General features: G+C 47.4%; 21 protein-coding genes. 18 read left to right on the top strand and 3 right to left on the bottom strand.

What is annotated here, in order from left to right; translation table 11 throughout:
- The first annotated feature begins 75 nt into the window (after positions 1–75).
- Together holA and B3G15_RS03490 are read left to right on the top strand one after the other, a co-directional pair.
- Positions 76–1,077: a DNA polymerase III subunit delta gene (gene holA, locus B3G15_RS03495; protein WP_023467432.1), complete on the top strand. Its 1,002-nt coding sequence runs from the start codon at positions 76–78 to the stop codon at positions 1,075–1,077.
- A gap of 13 nt (positions 1,078–1,090) precedes the next feature.
- A complete protein-coding gene (locus B3G15_RS03490; protein WP_041255011.1) occupies positions 1,091–1,534 on the top strand; it encodes a GNAT family N-acetyltransferase in 444 nt (147 codons plus the stop codon).
- A 126-nt stretch (positions 1,535–1,660) separates the two neighbouring features.
- Here the strand turns inward: B3G15_RS03490 and rpsT are convergent, their stop codons facing one another.
- Complete coding sequence (rpsT, locus tag B3G15_RS03485) at positions 1,661–1,921, bottom strand: 30S ribosomal protein S20 (RefSeq protein ID WP_023467434.1); 261 nt, start codon at positions 1,919–1,921, stop codon at positions 1,661–1,663.
- Between the two features lie 232 nt (positions 1,922–2,153).
- Here rpsT and lepA point away from each other — a divergent pair, with 232 nt between their 5' ends.
- From lepA to B3G15_RS03410, 15 genes are all read left to right on the top strand, one after another.
- On the top strand, positions 2,154–3,977 hold the full coding sequence (gene lepA, locus B3G15_RS03480; protein ID WP_023467435.1) for a translation elongation factor 4: 1,824 nt from the start codon (positions 2,154–2,156) through the stop codon (positions 3,975–3,977).
- Between the two features lie 58 nt (positions 3,978–4,035).
- On the top strand, positions 4,036–5,181 hold the full coding sequence (hemW, locus tag B3G15_RS03475) for a radical SAM family heme chaperone HemW (protein WP_064300342.1): 1,146 nt from the start codon (positions 4,036–4,038) through the stop codon (positions 5,179–5,181).
- Between the two features lie 315 nt (positions 5,182–5,496).
- A complete protein-coding gene (gene hrcA, locus B3G15_RS03470; RefSeq protein ID WP_064300341.1) occupies positions 5,497–6,531 on the top strand; it encodes a heat-inducible transcriptional repressor HrcA in 1,035 nt (344 codons plus the stop codon).
- A gap of 24 nt (positions 6,532–6,555) precedes the next feature.
- Complete coding sequence (gene grpE / locus B3G15_RS03465) at positions 6,556–7,113, top strand: nucleotide exchange factor GrpE (RefSeq protein ID WP_023467440.1); 558 nt, start codon at positions 6,556–6,558, stop codon at positions 7,111–7,113.
- A gap of 48 nt (positions 7,114–7,161) precedes the next feature.
- Positions 7,162–8,988 (top strand): molecular chaperone DnaK, encoded by a 1,827-nt coding sequence (gene dnaK / locus B3G15_RS03460; RefSeq protein ID WP_064300340.1) that lies wholly within the window; start codon positions 7,162–7,164, stop codon positions 8,986–8,988.
- A gap of 132 nt (positions 8,989–9,120) precedes the next feature.
- Positions 9,121–10,227, top strand: a complete 1,107-nt coding sequence (gene dnaJ / locus B3G15_RS03455) for a molecular chaperone DnaJ (protein WP_023467442.1) — start codon at positions 9,121–9,123, stop codon at positions 10,225–10,227.
- 25 nt (positions 10,228–10,252) lie between these two features.
- Positions 10,253–11,200, top strand: a complete 948-nt coding sequence (prmA, locus tag B3G15_RS03450) for a 50S ribosomal protein L11 methyltransferase (RefSeq protein WP_058704803.1) — start codon at positions 10,253–10,255, stop codon at positions 11,198–11,200.
- A 4-nt stretch (positions 11,201–11,204) separates the two neighbouring features.
- Positions 11,205–11,951 carry a 16S rRNA (uracil(1498)-N(3))-methyltransferase gene (locus tag B3G15_RS03445; RefSeq protein ID WP_214854793.1) on the top strand — a complete coding sequence of 249 codons (747 nt, stop codon included), beginning with the start codon at positions 11,205–11,207 and terminating at the stop codon, positions 11,949–11,951.
- Between the two features lie 5 nt (positions 11,952–11,956).
- On the top strand, positions 11,957–13,291 hold the full coding sequence (mtaB, locus tag B3G15_RS03440; protein WP_023467445.1) for a tRNA (N(6)-L-threonylcarbamoyladenosine(37)-C(2))-methylthiotransferase MtaB: 1,335 nt from the start codon (positions 11,957–11,959) through the stop codon (positions 13,289–13,291).
- Positions 13,292–13,399: 108 nt separating this feature from the next.
- A complete protein-coding gene (rluF, locus tag B3G15_RS03435) occupies positions 13,400–14,095 on the top strand; it encodes a 23S rRNA pseudouridine(2604) synthase RluF (RefSeq protein WP_023467446.1) in 696 nt (231 codons plus the stop codon).
- A gap of 53 nt (positions 14,096–14,148) precedes the next feature.
- The gene (rarD, locus tag B3G15_RS03430) at positions 14,149–15,024 is read left to right on the top strand and encodes an EamA family transporter RarD (protein WP_050676933.1); all 876 of its coding nucleotides are present in this window, start codon (positions 14,149–14,151) and stop codon (positions 15,022–15,024) included.
- A 16-nt stretch (positions 15,025–15,040) separates the two neighbouring features.
- Positions 15,041–15,925 carry an EamA family transporter RarD gene (gene rarD / locus B3G15_RS03425; RefSeq protein ID WP_050676932.1) on the top strand — a complete coding sequence of 295 codons (885 nt, stop codon included), beginning with the start codon at positions 15,041–15,043 and terminating at the stop codon, positions 15,923–15,925.
- Positions 15,926–16,001: 76 nt separating this feature from the next.
- Positions 16,002–16,667: a deoxyribose-phosphate aldolase gene (gene deoC / locus B3G15_RS03420; protein ID WP_023467449.1), complete on the top strand. Its 666-nt coding sequence runs from the start codon at positions 16,002–16,004 to the stop codon at positions 16,665–16,667.
- A 137-nt stretch (positions 16,668–16,804) separates the two neighbouring features.
- Positions 16,805–17,779, top strand: a complete 975-nt coding sequence (locus tag B3G15_RS03415; protein ID WP_290715682.1) for a BMP family lipoprotein — start codon at positions 16,805–16,807, stop codon at positions 17,777–17,779.
- Entirely contained in the window at positions 17,776–19,425 is a 1,650-nt protein-coding gene (locus B3G15_RS03410) for a methyl-accepting chemotaxis protein (RefSeq protein ID WP_050676930.1), read from the top strand. The genes B3G15_RS03415 and B3G15_RS03410 overlap by 4 nt, the downstream gene beginning before the upstream one ends.
- A gap of 64 nt (positions 19,426–19,489) precedes the next feature.
- On the opposite strand, the gene B3G15_RS03405 is transcribed toward B3G15_RS03410, so the two are convergent.
- Both B3G15_RS03405 and B3G15_RS03400 read right to left on the bottom strand, forming a co-directional pair.
- Positions 19,490–20,737 carry a murein hydrolase activator EnvC family protein gene (locus tag B3G15_RS03405; protein ID WP_133207947.1) on the bottom strand — a complete coding sequence of 416 codons (1,248 nt, stop codon included), beginning with the start codon at positions 20,735–20,737 and terminating at the stop codon, positions 19,490–19,492.
- 336 nt (positions 20,738–21,073) lie between these two features.
- The gene (locus B3G15_RS03400) at positions 21,074–21,823 is read right to left on the bottom strand and encodes an SDR family NAD(P)-dependent oxidoreductase (RefSeq protein ID WP_290715675.1); all 750 of its coding nucleotides are present in this window, start codon (positions 21,821–21,823) and stop codon (positions 21,074–21,076) included.
- A 136-nt stretch (positions 21,824–21,959) separates the two neighbouring features.
- Here B3G15_RS03400 and B3G15_RS03395 point away from each other — a divergent pair, with 136 nt between their 5' ends.
- Positions 21,960–22,394 (top strand): YkvA family protein, encoded by a 435-nt coding sequence (locus B3G15_RS03395; protein WP_029341012.1) that lies wholly within the window; start codon positions 21,960–21,962, stop codon positions 22,392–22,394.
- Positions 22,395–22,399: the final 5 nt, after the last annotated feature.

Genomic DNA, 22,399 nt, shown 5'->3' with positions numbered 1-22,399 from the left:
GCTTCTAGTATAGCGGAATAAAAGAGGATTATCTATGATGAAGTTAAGAACAAACTGTGAAATGTGGTGGGAATGATGAAAACTCCTTGGCTCGTCAACGGAAAATTAGCGAATTTATACTTATTATATGGAACAGAACGACACTTGTTAGAAGAATGGGAACGTGAAATCGTAAAAGCGGCTCTGCCAGACGGAGAACGCTTTGATTATATGAAAATCGATTTGAACGACCAACCGCTTGATGCGGTACTCGATGAAGCGGAGACGGTACCCTTTTTAAGCGACTACCGTGTCGTCGTTGCAAAACCTGCAACGTTTCTGACAGGAGCGAAAGATAAAAAACAACATAATCTCGAACGGTTAGCAGATTATATCCTACAACCGGCAGACTACGCGGTCGTTGTCTTGATCGTCGAAGCAGAAAAGCTCGATGAACGAAAAACCGTCGTCAAACGATTGAAGGAGCGCGCGACGGTACTAGAGGCAAAAAAACCGACGACCGAAGAGTTGTTCCGCTTCGTTCTGGATGCTGTCAACGACAAAGGATACCGGATGGAACGTCCGGCAATCGAGCGACTCATTTTCTTGACTGCTGAGATGTGGGGGACATTAGCCCATGAACTTGAGAAGTTGATGTTGTTTGCAGGGGACCGACCAACAATCGAAATCGAGGATGTCGATTTGCTTGTTCCGCGGACATTAGAGGACAACGTCTTTCAATTAACGGACTACTTGATGAAGCGTCAACTCGAACCAGCGATCCGCTTGATTCGCGACCTTGAAAAACAAGGACAGGAAGTGTTGGCTCTCCTTGGACTGATGGCACGCCAATACCGGATGATGTTGCTGTCGAAACGATTAGCAGAACAAGGATACGGAGAACGACAAATCGCATCAAAAGTCGGAGCTCATCCGTATGCGATCAAATTGGCACTCCAGTCTGCCAAACGGTTTACGTTTGCGCAGCTCGAGCAAGCACTAATCGCCATCACGACGACAGATGAAGGTATGAAAACAGGACGCGGTGATAAGAAGATTCTATTCGATGCGTTGATCGTTCGCTTAGCGACGCTATAAGAGGAGGCAAACGATGATGGAAGTCCAGATCATTACAGCAGAAGAGGTCATCCCATTACGGCATGATGTGTTACGTCCACATCAACCACGTGAAGCATGTATCTACCCAGACGATGCGCTTGCATCGACGTTTCATCTCGGCGGGATAAAAGCACAACAAATCGTCGCAATCGGTAGTTTCTCGGAACAATCGCATGCACAAGCGCCAGGAGCGACGTATCAGCTTCGTGGTATGGCGTCGAGTGAAGACGTGCGTGGTGAAGGGTATGGTCGGGCGCTGATCGAAGAAGCCCGTCGTCTATTGAAAGAACGACAAGTGACAGCTTGGTGGTGTAACGCCCGCGTCACGGCACTTCCTTTTTATGAACGCCTCGGACTGGAACGTGTTGGAGAACCGTTCCTCATTGAAGGGATCGGTCTTCACTATGTCATGATCGATCGTCTAGACGACAAGTAAGACAAGAAATGGCGGACGAAGGAATCGTTTTACACGAGTCCTTCGTCCGCCATTTCAGATCATATAAAAAATCGCCACTGGAGAACCCTCCTAGTGGCGACCCATCACCGTATTCTTCGGAAAGAATTAAAGTGCGTTTACGAGTTTAGCGAGACGTGATTTGTCACGACCAGCTTTGTTGCTGTGGATGAGACCTTTAGCAGCAGCTTTGTCGATTTTTTTAGAAGCTGTAGCGAAAGCAAGGACCGCTTGGTCTTTGTTACCTTCAGCTGCGAAAGTTTCGACTGCTTTAATCGCTGAACGCATTGCCGATTTACGTTGTACGTTAGCGACGCGGCGTTTTTCAGCTGTTTTAACGCGTTTGATTGCTGATTTAATGTTAGCCATGGATGATTCACCTCCAATAAAACTCATTCGAGATTTATATTCGCATATCTGCAGTTATCGTTCAACAGAACAAACACAATTGTAGCAAACGTTTTTCTTAAAAGCAATACGACGTCTAGGGAATCTTCACATTTTGTTTTTCGGGTAAAACAAAACGAGATAGTACAGTGAAGCGCTTTTTGGTATAATGAACCGTATGTACGTTTGAAAATAAGGTAAGGTGACTCTAAACATGACGAATGAAGACCGTTTAAAGCGGCAGAAGAGTATTCGTAACTTCTCGATCATTGCCCATATCGATCACGGGAAGTCGACACTCGCTGACCGAATTTTAGAAAAAACTGGCGCGTTGACATCGCGCGAAATGAAAGATCAGACACTTGATGCCATGGATCTCGAACGTGAGCGTGGCATCACGATTAAACTCAACGCTGTTCAATTGAAGTATACAGCAAAAGATGGGGAAGATTACATTCTTCACCTCATTGATACACCTGGACACGTCGACTTCACATATGAAGTCTCGCGTTCACTTGCAGCTTGTGAAGGGGCTGTCCTCGTCGTCGATGCGGCGCAAGGAATCGAAGCGCAGACGCTTGCGAACGTTTACTTAGCACTCGACAACGATCTCGAAATCCTTCCGATCATTAATAAAATCGATTTACCTTCTGCGGATGTCGAACGCGTCCGTCAAGAAATCGAAGATGTCATCGGACTTGATGCGTCTGAAGCTGTTCCGACTTCTGCGAAGGCAGGGATCGGCATTGAAGAAATTCTCGAACAAATCGTCGAGAAAGTACCAGCGCCGACGGGTGATCCGTCTGCACCACTCGAAGCATTGATCTTTGACTCCTATTATGACGCTTACCGGGGTGTCGTAGCATCGATTCGAATCGTCAACGGAACAGTTAAAGTCGGCGATAAGATTCGGATGATGTCGACAGGTAAGGACTTTGAGGTTCTGGAACTTGCCGTTGCGACACCAAAACCATTACGTCAGCAAGAATTGACGGTCGGTGATGTTGGGACGTTGTCTGCTTCGATCAAAACGGTCGGCGACGTACGTGTCGGGGATACGATTACGCTTGCGAAACAGCCAGCTACTGAAGCACTGCCAGGATACCGGAAGATGAATCCAATGGTATACTGTGGACTCTATCCAATCGATGCTGCGAAATACAACGATTTACGAGAAGCGCTTGAAAAACTACAACTCAGTGACGCAGCGCTTGAGTTCGAACCAGAGACATCACAAGCACTCGGATTCGGATTCCGTTGTGGATTCCTCGGGATGCTCCACATGGAAATCATCCAGGAGCGGATCGAACGTGAATTCAACATCGATATGATCACGACGGCACCATCGGTTATCTATCACGTGACGACGACAGCGGGTGAAGTCTTGCACGTCGATAACCCATCGAAGATGCCGGATCAGCAAAAAGTTGAATTCATCGAAGAGCCGTTCGTTAAGGCTGCTGTCATGACACCGAATGATTACGTCGGTGCGATCATGGAGTTGTGCCAGAAGAAGCGTGGGACATTCGTTGACATGCAATATATCGATACGACACGTGTCAAAATCACGTATGAGTTACCGTTATCTGAGATCGTCTACGACTTCTTCGATCAGTTGAAATCGAGTACGAAAGGGTATGCGTCACTTGATTATGAATTGATCGGCTACCAACAGTCGCGTCTCGTCAAGATGGACATCCTGCTCAACAACGAGAACGTCGATGCGCTCAGCTTCATCGTTCACCGTGACTTTGCGTACGAACGCGGGAAAGTCATCGTTGATAAGTTGAAAGAATTGATTCCGCGGATGCAGTTCGAAGTGCCGATCCAGGCCGCTGTCGGAACGAAGATCGTTGCTCGTTCGACGATCAAGGCATTACGGAAGAACGTTCTCGCGAAATGTTACGGGGGAGATATCTCTCGGAAACGGAAGTTGCTCGAGAAGCAAAAAGAAGGTAAGAAACGCATGAAGATGGTAGGCTCAGTAGAGGTACCGCAAGAAGCCTTCATGTCCGTTCTATCCATGGACGAAGATTAAAAAGGTGGGGGGCGCTTGCGTCCCCTTTTCGGTTTTTATAGAGAAAGGATGAGGCGAAATGGGAATACGCGCCGCATATGTCCACATCCCTTTTTGTGAACATATTTGTTATTACTGTGATTTCAATAAAGTCTTTTTAAAGAATCAGCCCGTCGATGAATACCTCGATGCCCTCGAACGAGAAATCGAACTGACCTTGAAACAATACCCGACGGATCATCTCGAGACGATCTTCATCGGTGGCGGCACACCGACCGCTTTAAATGAACCACAGATGCAACGGTTGATGGAAATCATCCAGAAACACTTGTTGCCCCTGACAGGCGATGATTTAGAGTATACGGTCGAGTCGAATCCGGACGGTGTATCAGAAGAGAAGCTCGATATCATGAAGGCGGGCGGTGTCAATCGCGTCAGTTTTGGTGTCCAATCGTTTGATGACGGTTTGCTCGAACGCATCGGTCGAACGCACCGGGAAGCGAAAGTCGCGCAGACGCTCGACGCAGCAGCGAAGCGGTTCGATAACATCTCCGTCGACTTGATGTTCGGCTTACCGAATCAGACGCTCGATCAGGTCCGCTACGACGTCTCGCGGGCACTTCAATTACCGATCACGCATATCTCCTCCTATTCGTTGATCTTAGAACCGCACACGGTCTTTGCGATTCAAGAGCGAAAAGGAAAGTTACCGCTACCGACGCAAGATCTCGAGGCAGAGATGTATCAAGTGATGATCGATACAATCGAAGCAGGTGGATATGCGCAGTATGAGATCTCGAACTTCGCGCAAACAGGAAAAGAGAGTCGTCATAATCGCGTCTACTGGGAAAACGATGAGTACTACGGATTCGGTGCAGGATCACACAGCTACATCAATCAGACGCGTCGTGCAAACATCGCACCAATTCCGCACTATATCAAGGCGGAAGGGTTACCGGTTCGAAAAGAGACGCCGTTGACGAACGTAGAGCGGATGGAAGAAGAAATGTTCCTTGGACTTCGAATGAAGGATGGCGTATCACTCGAACGTTTCCAGACGAAATATGGAGTAGCGTTTAAAGATGTGTTTGGTGAAGTCATGAAACGTTTATTGCCAAACGGTCTCGTCGAACAGACGGAGACACATATCCGTTTAACGCCTGCTGGGATTCCGTTAGCGAACGAAGTCTTTGCGGAGTTCATCGGTGAAGCGCAGGTTCAATGAATCTTGAATAAATGAAAAGAAGCGGTGTTCCCTTAAAAAAAGGAATACCGCTTATTTTCATTTTTTGGATTTCCTTAAAAAATAGGCAGTCGTTCCGATGACCGCGATGAACAGCCAGACAAAGACTCCTGCCATTGCCAATAATTCAATCATCCGATTCATCCTTTCCGTTCTTTGTTTCACTGTATCGCAGAATGGGAAACTGTTCAAAGGGTCACGCAATTCGGTTGACATCGGACGGACAATTCCTTATAGTAAAAGATGTAATTAGCACTCGTTAAAAGTGAGTGCTAACAAAATAAGGTGGTGAAGAAGGTGCTGACGGATCGTCAATTGTTGATTTTACGTGCAATCGTCGATGATTACATCAAGACTGCTCAACCCGTCGGCTCACGGACGCTCTCCAAGCGAGACGACGTGACGTTCAGTTCCGCGACCATTCGTAACGAGATGGCGGACCTCGAAGAGATGGGTCTGATTGAAAAGCCACACACTTCCGCAGGACGGATTCCTTCCGAACTCGGATATCGTTTTTATGTCGACCATCTGATTCGTCCGGAAAGCATCACACCAAAAGAAGCGCAGGCATTGAAATCACTCTTTGCCCATTCCGTGAATGAGAATGATCGGTTGATTCGGCACACAGCAGACCTGTTGAGCGATTTAACCCATTACACGACGCTTGTACTTGGACCAAAAGAAGAAGGACAACGCTTGCATCATCTGGAATTGATTCCTCTTGCCGAAGGTCGTGTCGTCATCGTTCTCGTCACGGAGACGGGACATGTCGAACACAAGACCTTGCAATTGAGTCAAGCGTTGTCCCAGGAAGCAGCGAGCCGACTGATGGAACGTCTGAATCAGACGTTACGCGGTACGCCGCTCTCAGCCTTGCGCAGTCGTCTGCTCGAGGAAATCCGTCGCTTCCGTTCAGAGCATTCTGAACAGACGGTGTTGCTTTCGAAGGCACTTGATCTCGTCTTGACGGATCAAGAGGAGCGACCGTTCATCTATCTGGGCGGGAAAGCCAACATGTTCGATCAGCCTGAATTTCAGGACGTCGCAAAACTACGACCTGTTCTCGAGTTGATCGAACAGCAAGAAGCCGTTCTCGACTTCCTACGACCGAATCTCGATAATCAAATCCTGATCACGATCGGGAGTGAGAACAATGTGGATGCATTAAAAGATTGTAGCGTCATCCGGGCCCATTATTCGGTCGACGGTGTCTCGATCGGGACACTCGCCTTGATCGGACCGAAACGGATGGATTACAACCGGGGAATCAACTCGATCATCCATCTACTTCAAGCATTCCAAACCGAATTGCATAAGAACAATTTGGATTGAATATAGAAAGGGGCTCGATTCAGAGTGGAAGAAAAAGAACAGAATCAAAACCTCCAACAAGAAGAAAACGTGACAGAGCCGACTGAAACCGTCGAAGTCACAGAAGAAGAAGTCATTCAAGCGGATCTCGTCGAAGACGAGAAACCAGACTTCGAAGCACAACTCGCAGAAGCAAAAGCTTCAGAATTACGCCTCCGTGCGGATTTTGAGAACTTCAAACGCCGCAACCGTGTCGAAGCAGAGAATCGCGCGAAGTATTCTTCACAAGCGATCGTCGAAAAGCTATTGCCACTCGTCGATAACTTGGATCGTGCGCTCCAAATCGAGACGGAAAACGAAGAGACGAAATCCGTCTTGACGGGTGTTGAGATGGTGAAACGTCAACTCGTCGAAACGCTTCAAAATGAAGGCGTCGTCGAGATTCCAGCTGTCGGTGAAGCATTCGATCCGAACTTACACCAAGCAGTCGTTCAAGAAGCGAGCGAAGAACACGAATCAGGTGTCGTCATCGCTGAATTCCAAAAAGGGTACAAATTGCACGATCGTGTGATTCGTCCGAGTATGGTTAAAGTAGCTGAGTAATCAGCTTGCACTTTATTATTCCAATCATTGAAAGCGAGGAAATAGATCATGGCAAAAATCATCGGTATTGACTTAGGTACAACGAACTCATGTGTTGCAGTAATGGAAGGTGGCGAACCAGTCGTCATCGCTAACGCAGAAGGAAACCGTACGACACCATCTGTCGTCGCATTCAAAAACGGCGAGCGTCAAGTAGGGGAAGTCGCAAAACGTCAAGCGATCACGAACCCGAACACGATCATGTCAATCAAGCGTCATATGGGTACGGACTATAAAGTAGAAGTTGAAGGCAAAGACTACACACCACAAGAAGTCTCTGCGATCATCCTTCAAAAACTAAAAGCGCAAGCAGAAGACTACCTCGGTGAAAAAGTCACAGAAGCTGTCATCACAGTACCTGCTTACTTCAACGATGCAGAACGCCAAGCGACAAAAGACGCTGGTACGATTGCTGGTCTTGATGTAAAACGGATCATCAACGAGCCTACAGCGGCAGCACTCGCATACGGTCTCGAAAAAGGCGAAGATCACACGATCCTCATCTATGACCTTGGTGGCGGTACGTTCGACGTGTCGATCCTTGAACTCGGTGATGGCGTCTTTGAAGTTGTTTCAACTGCTGGTGACAGCCGTCTTGGTGGAGATGATTTCGACCAAAAAATCATCGACCATCTCGTAGCAGAATTCAAAAAAGAAAACGGCATCGATCTTGCTCAAGATAAGATGGCGCTTCAACGTTTGAAAGATGCAGCTGAAAAAGCGAAAAAAGACCTTTCAGGTGTTTCTTCAACACAAATCAGTCTTCCGTTCATCACAGCTGGCGCATCAGGTCCACTTCACTTGGAAATGACACTTTCACGCGCGAAATTCGACGATCTTACAGCAGATCTCGTTGAACGTACGATGGAACCAACACGCCGTGCTATGAACGATGCAGGTCTGACACCAGACAAAATCGACAAAATCATCCTCGTTGGTGGTTCGACTCGTATTCCTGCAGTTCAAAAAGCAATCCAAGACTTCACTGGTAAAGAATCGTTCAAAGGGGTTAACCCGGATGAAGTCGTTGCCCTCGGTGCAGCGGTTCAAGGTGGCGTGTTGACAGGAGACGTTAAAGACGTCGTTCTTCTCGACGTAACTCCACTCTCACTCGGTATCGAGACAATGGGTGGCGTGATGACGAAATTGATCGATCGTAACACAACGATCCCAACTTCGAAATCACAAGTCTTCTCGACTGCAGCAGACAGCCAACCAGCTGTTGACATCCACGTCCTCCAAGGGGAACGTCCAATGGCAGCAGATAACAAAACACTTGGTCGCTTCCAATTGACGGACATTCCACCAGCACCACGTGGTGTGCCACAAATCGAAGTTAAATTCGACATCGACGCGAACGGTATCGTTAACGTTTCTGCGAAAGATCTCGGAACGAACAAAGAACAGTCGATCACGATCCAATCATCAAGCGGTTTGACTGAAGCGGACATCGAGCAAATGGTCAAAGATGCAGAAGCAAACGCGGACGCAGACAACAAGCGTAAAGAAGAAGTCGAATTACGCAACGAAGCAGACCAACTCGTCTTCGCAACAGATAAAGCAATCAAAGACCTCGGTGAGCAAGTCGCTGAAGCTGATAAAGAAAAAGCAGAAGCTGCAAAAGAAAAAGTAACAAAAGCTCTCGAAGGAACAGACATCGAAGCAATCCGTTCTGCAAAAGACGAATTGTCGACAGTCGTCCAAGAGTTGACACAAAAAGTCTACGAGAACATGGCACAGCAACAAGCTGGCGCTGAAGGCGCACAAGCTGGTAGCCAAGACGACAACGTCATGGACGCTGAGTTCGAAGAAGTCGACGAGAAAGACAACAAGTAATTCATCCGACCGATTTTTCGGGCGCTAGAGAGAGCCAAAGCGTATCCGCGCTTTGGCTCTTTCCATGTCGCACGAAGTTCGGTAAAATCAAACAGTATGAAATGAATCGGAATAGAGAGAGGAAGACTGCACGTGGAAAAACGCGATTATTATGAAGTACTAGGCGTCGCGCGCGATGCCTCATCAGCGGAAATCAAACGCGCGTACCGTAAGCTTGCCCGGACGTATCACCCGGACGTCAACAAGGAAGCAGATGCGGATGCGAAATTCAAGGAATTATCGGAAGCGTATGAAGTGTTATCCGATGACAATAAACGAGCACGTTACGACCAATTCGGTCACCAAGATCCATCACAAGGTGGCGGTGGATTCAGTGGAGCTGAAGGATTTGGCGACATCTTCGACATGTTCTTCGGTGGCGGACGTCGTCAAGATCCAAACGCACCACGTAAAGGACAGGATTTACAATACGTCGAGGAAATCGACTTCATGGAATCGGTCACAGGCGTTGAGAAGACGATCACGATCCCAGTCGAAGAAGATTGCGGGACATGTCATGGTTCGGGTGCTAAACCAGGAACACATCCGGAAACATGTAAACGATGCGGTGGTTCGGGTCACATCAACGTCGAACAAAACACGATGTTCGGTCGTGTTGTTAACCAAACGACATGTTCGACATGTCATGGCCGTGGACAAATCGTCAAGGAGCCATGTGAAACATGTCGTGGAGCCGGTCGCGTTCGTAAAAACAAAGATGTCCGTGTCAAAATTCCAGCAGGGATCGACAATGGGCAACAAATCCGCTTAGCAGGAAAAGGGGAAGCTGGTGTCAACGGTGGACCAGCGGGTGACTTGTATGTCGTCGTTCGTGTCGCAGCACATGAACTGTTCGAACGTGTCGACGATCATATCGTCATGGATATGCCACTGACATTCGCGCAAGCAACACTTGGCGATGAGATCGAAGTGCCAACTGTTCACGGTAAGGTCAGTCTGAAGATTCCAGCCGGAACACAGACAGGATCACGATTCCGTCTCCGCGGAAAAGGGATGCCGAACGTTCGGTCCGGTCACCATGGCGACCAGTACGTCAATGTCGTCGTCATTACACCGAAGAATCTGACGGAACGTCAAAAAGAACTCTTACGGGAATTCAATGAAATCAGCGATGAAAAAGGTGTCGAAGAGCAACACGAAGGTGTCTTCAGCCGGATCAAGACATTCTTTACAGGGTGATCACTACAGAGGAGCGTGACAAGAAATGAAATGGTCAGAGATCTGTGTCCATACGACACAAGAAGCCATCGAAGCAGTTTCAAACATCTTACATGAAGCGGGAGCAAGCGGAGTCGTCATCGAGGACGTCGAAGATTTCGAGATGATGTCCCACCGCGAAGATAACTTCGGTGAAATTTGGGATGAGACGAAACGAGACGAGTACCCGACTCAAGGTGTACTCGTGAAGGCGTATCTTGCAGAAAGCAGCGATTTGACGGACACGATCAAAGGCATCGAACATGATATCCAGCAGTTGACGAACTTCGGTCTGTCGATTGGCACGGGTGCTGTCACGCTGACTCAAGTAGATGAAGAAGATTGGGCTCATTCATGGAAACAATTCTATAAGCCGGTCAAGATTAGTCGCCATCTGACGGTCGTCCCGATGTGGGAAGACTACACGCCACAGCCGGATGAAAAAATCATAGAGCTCGATCCAGGTATGGCATTCGGAACGGGAACACACCCGACGACGGTCCTCTGTATTCAAGCGATTGAGAACTACTTGCAAGAGCAAGACCGTGTCGTCGATGTCGGAACGGGATCCGGTGTCCTCGCGATTGCAGCTGCGAAGCTTGGAGCAAAGGATGTCTTTGCACTCGATTTAGACGAAGTCGCTGTCAAATCAGCGACGGAAAACGTCGCTTTGAACGAAGTCAGTGAGCAGATCACAGTTCGCCAAGGCGACTTGATGAAGGAATTGAGTGAGCCGGTCGAGTTGATCGTCGCGAACATCTTAGCGGAAGTCATTCTCCTTTTCGTCAAGGATGCCTATACGTTGACGTTACCAGGCGGTCATTTCATCGCTTCCGGTATCATCAGTCAGAAGAAGGATATGGTCGTCCAAGCGATGCAAGAAGCAGGATTTACGATCGTCGAGACAACGAAGCTTGAGGACTGGGTCGCGATCATCGCGAAACGGGAGGAGTAAACGCATGCAACGGTATTTCGTCGAGCCCTCGATGCGTCAGGGAGATGTCTTTCATCTCCCGAAAGACGACGCACACCATATGAAAAACGTCATGCGGATGGAAGTCGGCGGAGAGATTCTCGTACTCGACGGGACAGGTCTTTACCGGTGCCGTCTGGAAGCACTCGATAAACAAGCGGCTTCTGCCCGGATCGAAGAGACTCTACCAATCGAGACGGAATTACCGATTCGTGTGACGATCGCCCATGGATTGCCAAAAGGCGATAAGATCGAACTCGTTGCCCAAAAAGCAACGGAACTCGGGATCCATCATCTACGAATTTTCGAAGCCGACCGTTCCGTCTCGAAATGGGATCAGAAGAAGGTTCCGAAAAAGATTGAACGCCTCGAAAAAATCGTCAAGGAAGCAGCGGAACAATCGTACCGTGCTCACTTGCCGACAGTCGACTTCGTGGCGTATGATGAAGTCTTACAGGATGCATCGAACTACACGGCTTGTCTGGTTGCCTATGAAGAATCAGCAAAACAAGGGGAGGCCTCCGTCCTCGCTACGACGCTTGCTGGATTGCAAGAGGGTGATTCCCTTCTTGTCGTCATCGGACCTGAAGGTGGGTTCGCTGAAGCAGAAATCGCACGTTTGACGGATGCCGGTTTTAAAAAAGCCGCTCTAGGGCGTCGCATCTTACGGACGGAAACGGCACCATTTTATGTCCTTTCCGCCGTCTCGTATCATTTTGAATTGAAAGGGTGAACGAAATGGCAACTGTTGCCTTTCAAACGCTTGGCTGTAAAGTCAACCATTACGAAACAGAAGCTGTCTGGCAACTGTTCAAGGACGCTGGTTACGCACGCGTTGATTTTGCTGATCATGCGGACGTGTATGTCGTCAATACATGTACGGTCACGAATACCGGAGATAAGAAAAGTCGCCAAGTCATCCGACGGGCGATTCGCCAAAATCCGGATAGTGTCATCTGCGTAACGGGCTGTTATGCCCAAACGTCTCCTGCTGAAATCATGGCGATTCCTGGCGTCGATGTCGTCGTCGGAACGCAAGATCGGCATAAAATGATTGGATACATTGAACAATTCCGTGAAGAACGCATGCCAATCAATGCGGTCGGAAACATCATGAAAGCAAAAGTCTATGAAGAACTAGATGTACCGGCCTTTACGGACCGGACGCGGGCTTCGCTGAAAATTCAGGAAGGCTGTAACAACTTCTGTACGTTCTGTATCATCCCATGGGCGCGTGGTCTCATGCGGTCTCGTCAACCAGAAGATGTCTTGAAGCAAGCACAACAGCTCGTTGATGCGGGTTACAAAGAAATCGTCTTGACGGGAATCCATACAGGTGGATACGGAGAAGACTTGAAAGACTACAACTTAGCGAAATTACTTAAAGCACTCGAATCCGTCAATGGACTTGAACGCTTACGCATTTCGTCGATCGAAGCGAGTCAAATCACGGACGAGGTACTCGATGTCCTGAAGGACTCACCAATCGTCGTTCGTCACTTGCACGTTCCGATCCAGTCTGCATCCGATACGGTCCTTCGCCGGATGCGCCGCAAGTATACGATGGCGGAATTCGGAGAACGGATCACGCGTCTGAAGGAAGTCCTGCCTGACTGTGCAATCACGTCGGATGTCATCGTTGGTTTCCCAGGTGAGACGGAAGAAGAGTTCATGGAAACGTTCAACTTCATCAACGATCATAAGTTCAGTGAGTTGCATGTCTTCCCGTACTCGAAACGGACCGGTACACCAGCTGCGATGATGGACGATCAAGTCGAGGAATCAATCAAAGAAGAACGCGTCGCGCGTTTGATTGCTTTATCAGATCAACTCGCGAAGGAATATGCTTCGAAATACGAAGGAGAACTGCTTGAGATCATTCCGGAAGAATTTTCGGAAGAAGCAGGCGGTCGTCTCGTCGGTTACACGGATAACTATCTGCGTGTTGCAATCGAAGGCGATGAGTCAATGATCGGACAACTCGTTCGTGTCAAAATCACGAAAGCCGGCTATCCGATGAATGATGGTCAATTCGTTCGAATCATGCAGACACTTAAAGACGCTGCAGTCTAATCGAAAGGGCAAAGGAAACCTCTGGTTTTCTTTGCCACTTTTTTTTGTTTTCATTTCAGGAATGCGCTACACTGAATACAGTTCAATTAAGGAAAGAGGATATCATTCATGCGAATCAACAAATTCATTAGCGAAACGGGCTTTTGCTCAAGACGTGCTGCCGATAAACTAATCGATGCAGGTCGTGTGACGATCAACGGTCTGACAGCAGAACTCGGCTCGCAAGCTGAAGAAACGGACGTCGTCGAAATCGACGGTCAGCCGCTCCAGACAAAACCAAAACCTGTCTACATCGTCTTAAATAAACCAGTCGGCATCACGTGTACGACAGAGCTTGATATCGAAGGAAACATCATCGATTTCGTCAATCATCCGAAGCGGATTTTCCCAATCGGTCGCCTCGATAAAGATTCAGACGGCTTGATTCTTTTGACAAATGACGGTGATGTCGTCAACCGGATCTTACGAGCAGAAAACAATCACGATAAAGAATATATCGTAACCGTCGATGCACCAATTACGGATACGTTCATTCAAGGGATGGCGAGTGGTGTTGACATTCTCGGTACGACAACGAAGGAATGCATCGTTGAACCACTTGAGACACGGACATTCCGGATCATTTTGACGCAAGGGTTAAATCGTCAGATTCGCCGTATGTGTAAAGAGTTCGGCTACCGAGTTAAGCGTCTCCAACGCGTCCGGATCATGAACATCGAGCTTGGCGATTTACCGATCGGTTCTTGGCGTGATTTGACAGAAGAGGAATTACGCGAGTTGTTTACGACGCTTGACGGGCAATAAGGTTCAATGAAAGTCGCCACTGGCGGCTTTCTTCATACATAAGGGGGATGACCGTGGATAAACGGGGTATGAGTGCGACATTCGTCGCCTACGTGATTGGTGGACTGTTGCCGATCTACAAAGTATTTGCTGCTGGTATTCCAGCATGGACGGTCGTTTCAATTCGGATATTGAGTGCGTTCATCTTCGTGACGTTGTTACTACGCCTGACGAAGAAATTCCAATTCGTTCGTCAATTATGGCAAAACAAACGCCAGCGCTATACCGTTCTTGCGGCAGGACTCGTATTAGGCGGGAACTGGTCGCTCTATCTGTACGCCATCGGGGAAGGGTATATCGTTGAGTCGTCACTCGGGTATTACATCAATCCGCTCGTCAGCGTCTTGTTCGGTTTGATCTTTTTTAAGGAACGATTGACGCGTCCGCAAGTGATTGCAATTTTATCAGCAATCATCGGTGTGATGATTTTAACGCTCGGTTATGGTCAATTTCCGATTATCGCCTTTTCGCTTGCCGTCTCGTTCGCATTTTACGGTGTGCTGAAGAAAAAGGCAGCAGCCGAACCATTATCCGGATTATTTTTAGAGACACTCGTCACGCTTCCGTTCGCTCTCTTGACGCTTGGTGTGACAGATAGTCAACCGCTTGCGATGCCGACGAGTGCATTGATTGCGATCATCATGCTCGGAATCGCAACAGCAGTCCAATTGATGTTATTCGGATACGGAATGCCGAAAATCCCGTTTGTCTACGTCGGGATTCTCCAATACATTGCCCCGACGCTGACGCTGCTCCTTGGAATTTATCTATTTAATGACGTCTTTACAACGATTCACTTCATCGCTTTCCTGTTCATTTGGATTGCTGTTGCTCTATTTACGATCAGCGGTTTATCGGCAGGAAAGATGCGAATGAAGAAGGTATCATAATGAAAGAAGGGATTACGTGAATCTACCAGGATTCTTTGCGACACTTGTCGCGTATATCATTTGGGGACTCTTACCGCTCTACTGGAAGATGCTCGCCAATGTACCGAGTGAAGAGATACTGGCACACCGCATCATCTGGTCATTCTTATTTCTGCTCATCCTATTATCATTTCAAAAAGCGCTTGGGAAGTGGAAGACGGCGCTGCGCGATCCGTTCACGCGCCGACTCTTTTTCTTAAACGGACTGATCATCAGTCTGAACTGGTTCATCTATATCTGGGCCGTCAATCATCAATTTATTGTCGAGGCATCGCTTGGCTATTATATCAACCCGCTCGTCAGCATCGTCTTCGGTGTCGTATTCTTTCGTGAAAAACTCTCACGGATCGAGTGGGTATCGATTGTCCTTGCGACAATCGGTGTCTTGATTTTAACGATTGGCTACGGCGAGTTTCCATGGATTTCGATCGCACTTGCCTTAAGCTTCGGCTTTTACGGCGTCGTCAAAAAGCGGCGACCGCTCGAATCAACGGTTAGTCTGACGCTTGAGACGATGGCGCCGCTTCCGCTTGCCTTGATTTTTCTCGGGTATTGGCAGGTGCAAGGGACGTCTTCGATGACCGAATCCGTTGGTACGACGACCGGACTCATCTTGACCGGGATTGTCACCGCTGTTCCACTTTTGTTATTCGGATTTGGGGCACAACGGATTCCATTCACGTGGGTCGGATTCCTCCAATTCGTCGCACCGACCTTGTCGCTCGGACTCGGTGTATTGCTTTATCATGAACCATTTACTAAAACACACATGGTGGCGTTTACATGTATTTGGACAGCAGCAATCGTCTTTACGCTCAATGGTGTCTGGATTCGGAAAAAACAGCTCCGAAAAGTCGCGTAAAAAGATAGAAGTCTGACCTCTTGCGTGATAGAATAAAAACAGAGTCTAAGGGATACCCTTAAGGAGGACAACAAACATGAATTTAGCAGGAATGATCGACCATACGGCACTGAAGCCAGAAACATCACGTGCTCAGATCGAAACACTCTGTAAAGAAGCATTAGAATACAAATTCGCAAGCGTCTGTGTTAACCCAACATACGTCGCGTTAGCAGCAGAACTCTTAAAATCAGATGACGACGTCAAAGTATGTACAGTCATCGGCTTCCCACTTGGAGCAAACACACCAGAAGTGAAAGCATTTGAAACAAAAGATGCGATCCAAAACGGTGCAACAGAAATCGATATGGTTCTCAACATCGGCGCATTAAAAGATGGCGATCTTGAGTTAGTTGAACGTGACATTCGTGCGGTTGTCGAAGCGGCAAACGGTACACTTGTTAAAGTCATTTTCGAAAACTGCCTTCTTACAAAAGAAGAAATCAAAACAGCTGCTGAACTTTCAGTTAAAGCAGGTGCTAACTTCGTGAAGACATCGACTGGTTTCTCAACTGGTGGTGCTACAGTTGAAGACATCCGTCTCATGCGTGAGACAGTTGGTCCTGACATCGGTGTTAAAGCATCTGGTGGTGTTCGCGACTTCGAAGGTGCAAAAGCAATGATCGATGCAGGTGCATCGCGTATTGGTGCATCAGCAGGAATTGCAATCGTTACAGGCGGTACGTCTGATAGCGACTACTAAGAATATCTGACATGTCCCTCTTTTTAAGAGGGGCATGTTTTTTTGTTATGAAAGTATTCTGATTTTAAATTTTGTATTAAGAAGTCAGACATCGCTTCCGATAATCAGATGTAGAATGTTGGAAGGGTGTGGAATAGATGAAACGATGGAGTGGAATCATCCTGGCATCGACACTTAGCCTCGCAGGGTGCGGCAGTGTCATCGATGATCCAGAACGAGCAGTCAAGGAAAGAAAGGAAATGGCAGTCGTCTTGTCTGATGTGGGTCTTGGCGATCAGTCGTTCAGCGATGCGGCAATGAGTGGTATGGCGTTGTTACGCGAGAAGGAAGGCTGGTCGATCGATTACCGAGAATTGAATGAAACGAAGACTTATAAAGCAGCATTCGAAGCGTTAGCGAAAAAGAAGTCGACCGTTATCGTCGGACTCGGCTTTATGGGACAGACGGATCTTGAAACGGTTGCTAAAAAATATCCGAAACAACAATTCGCCTTGATTGATGCTGTTTCGACGTTACCGAACGTGCTCTCGGTTACATTCAAGGAAGATGAGGGTAGTTACTTAGCCGGTGCTGCGGCAGGGATCCAAACGAAGACGAATACGATTGGTTTCGTCGGTGGGATGAAGTCACCTCTGATCGAAAAATTCGAAAAAGGATACATAGCTGGCGCAAAAGCCGTCAATCCAAAAACAAAAGTACTCGTCGAATATGCTGAAGACTTTGCAGCGCCCGAAAAGGGACGGACGCTCGCAAACGAAATGATGCAGAAAAAGGCAGACGTATTATACGCAGCTGCTGGATTGACGGGAAGTGGTGTCCTTGAGGCAGCACAAACGAAGGGGAAAAAAGCCATCGGTGTCGATAGCGATCAGACCGCGATTGCACCTGACGCCGTCATGACGTCAATGCTAAAACAAGTTGATCTTGCGATTACGAAAATCGGACAAGATGTAGCTGCGAAAGGTCTACAGTCCGGACAAGTCGTCCTTGGCGTCAAAGAAGGAGCGATCCAGTTGGCTCCAATCCGAAATACGAACTTTACGGACGGAGAACGAAAAAAATTAGAGCAGCTGCAGCAAGATGTGCTCGAAGGTAAGGTGACGATCCAATGACGTTACGGAAACGATTTTTACTCTCCACGTTAGTGACGATTTTGAGTGTCGTCATCTTGATGGGATGGACCTTGTTCCAGCTCCGTCAAATTCAGTCCTACAACGAAGATTATGGGAAACAGCTCGTTGAGATCTCAGAACTTGAAACGAAGCTCTTATACGAACAAGCAGCCTGGAACCGACTGGCAAGCCAACCGTCTGAGAGTCAGGCGGAGCAAGTACAAGCACTTAGTAAAAAGAACGAACAAGCATTAAACGAATTACAGAAGACGTATTTGATTCCTGCATTTCAAGAAGAGTTGAACCGGGCGGATATGAAGTATAAGACGCTTGCAACGAAGCGGACAGAACTGACGGACGCGATGAATCCGATTGAGATTCGCTCGCACGCTGCACAGATTGAGGGTGTCCTCAGTGATCTCTACACGTTACATACGAAAAACGGAGAATTTTATGATGTCTTACAACGTGAAGCAAAAGACGAGACATTAAATCTGACACGGACTGTCTTGATCGCGACATTCATTCTCCTGATTGGTCTTGCGTTATACAACTGGTACTTCGCACGTAGCATCACGCGACCGATCAGCCGTGTCGTCCGGACGGCAGAACAGATTTCGGACGGAGACTTATCGCAGGAATTAGTCGTATCCGGTCGAAAAGATGAGATTGGTCGACTCGAGACAGCGGTTGCGCAGATGCAAGGAACATTGCATGAGGTCATCGGAACGATTAGTCGTTCGTCGAACACGATTCGTCAGATGAGTACGGAAGCGACGACAGAGAACGCGAACATCGTTGAAGTATCGGGAAACATGACCCATGCGATCAATGAGATGGCAAGTGGGACACAAACAGTGTCGGACGATATCCAGACGACAGTCAGTACGATGTCCGATATGCAACAGCTCTTTGAAGAGAGTGAACAACGTGCACAAACGGCTTATGCAGAAGGACAGGCGGCCGATCACGTGATGGTTCAAAGTAGTTCCGTCATGGAACAGCAAGCACGGTCACTTCGCGCGTCAACAGAACAAAATCGCGAACTCGGTCAGAAACTGGAAGGTTTCTTAGAACAGACGCAACAAATTGAACAGATGGCACAACTTGTCGCGGGAGTCTCCGCGCAGACGAACTTATTGTCACTCAATGCGGCAATCGAAGCGGCACGGGCTGGAGAAGCTGGTCGAGGATTTGCCGTCGTGGCAAGTGAAGTTAAAAAGTTAGCAGATGAGACACACGAAGCGACGCGCTCGATCTTCTCGCTTGTCCGTTCGATTCGTCAGGACGGTGCTGTTTTACAAGAAGCACTCGTGCAAGCGGAGCGGGAGCAGACGAATCAGGTCGAGAACTTTACGCATGTTCAACAAGCTTTCGGTGAAACACGTCAAAAGGTAGCGAGTGTGACGGAAACCCTCGATTACGTGACGAAACAACTCGTTCATTCGAAGCAACAAGCCCGCCATGTCGTTGGTCAAGTCAGTACAGTCAGTGGTGTCATGGAAGAACTTGCAGCTGGAAATGAAGAGATCGCTGCTTCGATGCGTGATCAACAGGCCTCGTTTGAACAGATTCATCAATTGATGCAAGAACTCGAGTCGACGACGACGTCGCTTGACAGTCAGACACATCAATTCAAAATTTAATGAACACAGCAAAAAGTGCACTCCTTCTCGGGAAGAGAAGAAGTGCACTTTTTCTTGAATCGACTTAGAAGAAGCTTTCTGGGTCGAGCTCATTCGTCCGTCCATTCGCATCATACTGGTACCCACCATCGTGGATTTCAAAATGCAAGTGTGGACCAGTTGAGTTACCGGTGCTTCCGAGAACACCGATTTGCTGTCCTTGTTTGACTTGTTGTCCCTGTTTAACGTTCAAGGCATTCATATGGGCATACACGGTCGTATACGTTTTCCCGTCGATATTATGAGAGATATAGACGTGGTTGCCGTAAGGACCACCTGAACTTGCTAAGATGACTGTCCCGCTTGCAGATGCAACGATTGGCGAGTTGAGTGGACCAGCGAAGTCGGTTCCATTGTGGTACGCATAACCATTGCTTCCGCTTGCTGCACCCATTCCTTGCGAAACAGAGCCTTGAGCAGGTTTGATGAATTTACCTTTTGCTTTTGAGATAACTTTCGTGCTGGCCTTGCTAACAGATGCTGGTGCTGCCGATTGTTTCGCAGCTTTTGCGGCAGCTGCCTTTGCTGCTCGTGCTGCTGCTTTTTCAGCTGCTTCCTGTGCCTTCAGTTGGGCCGATGCCTCTTTCAGGCTTAGGATATTGGATTCAATTTTTTTCTTTTGCGACGTCAGACGCTTCAAAAGTGCTGTGCGCTTTTGTTTTTCTTGTTTCAGTTCACGTTGTTTCTTTTTTAAAACATTACGATCTTCAATCAAGTCTTGGCGTGTCTGCTTTAGTTCTTCTTTCGCAGCTGCCAGTTCTTTTTTGTTTGATTCGTAATCTTTTAACAAAGAAGCATCGCTTTCCGCGATTGTATTGAAGGCATTGAAGCGGCTAATCATATCACCGACATCTTTTGCGCCGAATACGGCCTCAAGCAGCGGAGCGTTATCGGCTTTCGACTGACGGACCGCCAGACGATCACCGAGCATTTTTTCTTGTTTCTTGATTTTCTTTTGTAGCTTCTCGATTTTATCTTCTAATCGAGCAATCTGTTTCGTGTTTTCGTCGATTTTCTTTTGATTCTCGACGACTTGTAATGTCAGCCCATTAATCTGTTGATCCAGTGCGTAGACTTGTTGTTGTGCTTTAGATAACTGGTTATTCTTTTGAGACAACGCCTCACGTTGCTTCGATTGTTGTTGCTGGTTTTGTTGTTGCTTTTCTTTATATGAACTTGCCGCGTCGACGGGAGTTGTCGTCATGAGCGGACTTGCGAGTAAAGTGAGTGTCATGAGCGATAGCCCAATTGACTTTCCGAAAGGTCGTTTCATAAACTAAGCGTCATTCCTTTCCCTTGTATGAAGTGTTACCTTTCCCACTCTAACAAGAAAATCGGAAAATCAACTTTACAATTCTTTTAAAAAAATGCAAGAGAAGCTAGCGAAAAGTATGAAGAATTTATGAAAATAATAATGCATGAATAGAAGGATAAATAGAAAATGTTGATATGAAAGGAAAAATCATTGTGCAATTGATTGATTTCCGAATGATGTCAGAAGATATATTTTTGTAACATCGTATAAATAGAAGGTTTATTAATGTTTGAAAAAGGTATAAATATAGTTTTTGTAAAATGAAAAAGTGCCCCGAAAGGCACCCTATACGCATCATTCCTCATAAATCATCTTTCGTGTCATCCCACCGTCTAGGACCAATGCTTCGCCCGTCAAGAAATCGTTATCTGGGTGTGTCAGATAGAGAGCCGCACGAGCGACATCACTTGGTTTTCCAACGCGACCAGCTGGATGCTGACTGTGGTCTTCGGGTGATAATTCTTGGTAGTCACCGGTTTCGATCCAACCCGGAGCAATCGCGTTGACGAGAATTCCGTCTTCTCCGAGTGAGACAGCAAGTGCATGGGTCAGGGCAAAAATGCCACCTTTCGTCGACGCATAAGATTCTGTATGCGGTTCCGACATGAAGGCGCGGGTCGAAGCGAGGTTGACGATCCGACCACCACTTTTACTTTGTTTCAAATAGGGTGTAGCGGCCTTAGTTGTTAGAAAGATGCTACGCAGGTTCGTATGATGAACCCGATCCCATTCCTCAAGCGACAATTCGAGTAAGGGTTTTCGGATCATGATACCGGCGTTGTTGATGACGATGTCGATGCGACCCGTATGTTCAATCGCTTTTTCGATCAACAGTTGAACGTCTTTTTCATGTTGGATATCGAGGTGATAGAAGTAAGCCGTCCCACCATCTTCTTCAATTCGTTGAACTAGTTCGTCTCCTGTCATTTGATCGATGTCAGCAAGAACGACATTTGCGCCATGCGTAGCGTAGGTGCGGGCGAGTTCTGCACCAATTCCATTCGCCGCTCCCGTAATGATGACGGTTTGATTAACATGATTCATAAAAATCATCCTTTCTGTAACGCTTCTCTCCCTTTTTTACCGTTCCATCATATCCTGAAACCTGACAGGATTATCATACGTAGGAACAGGGAAATAGAAAAGCGTTGAAGTTACTTTAGAATGGGGGAAAACAGGAATGAAATTCTCAAATCAACAATTAGAAAAACAACAAAATCAATATGCCGAAGATGCAAAAGATTATATCGATCGTCCGAAAAAGACGAACTCGCTGTTACAACGAGCAACTGCTAAAGTGAACGGGAACTCTCGTTTGTCCGTCGTCTTCTCGCCGTTGACGTTGTTCGTCGATATGATTCGCGCGTACCAGTCAGGTGAATATCGCAACATTCGTCGTACGACGATTTTAAAAGTAATCGGAGCGTTGATTTACCTCGTGTCACCGATTGATCTCGTACCTGATTTCGTACTCGGATTTGGTTTCGCAGACGATATCGCCGTCATCCTTTTCGTCACGAAAACAGTCTTTGAAGAGTTGACACGTTTCAGTGACTGGCAAGATGAACAACAAAAGCGTCGTACGCAACCAGTACAAAGTGAGGATGCGTATTAATCAAA

This window comes from Exiguobacterium sp. UBA1053 (assembly GCF_002316465.1).
GTDB lineage: Bacteria > Bacillota > Bacilli > Exiguobacteriales > Exiguobacteriaceae > Exiguobacterium_A > Exiguobacterium_A abrahamii.
Note: the sequence above shows the minus strand (reverse complement) of the source record. Positions and strands in the feature narration are given on the sequence as shown.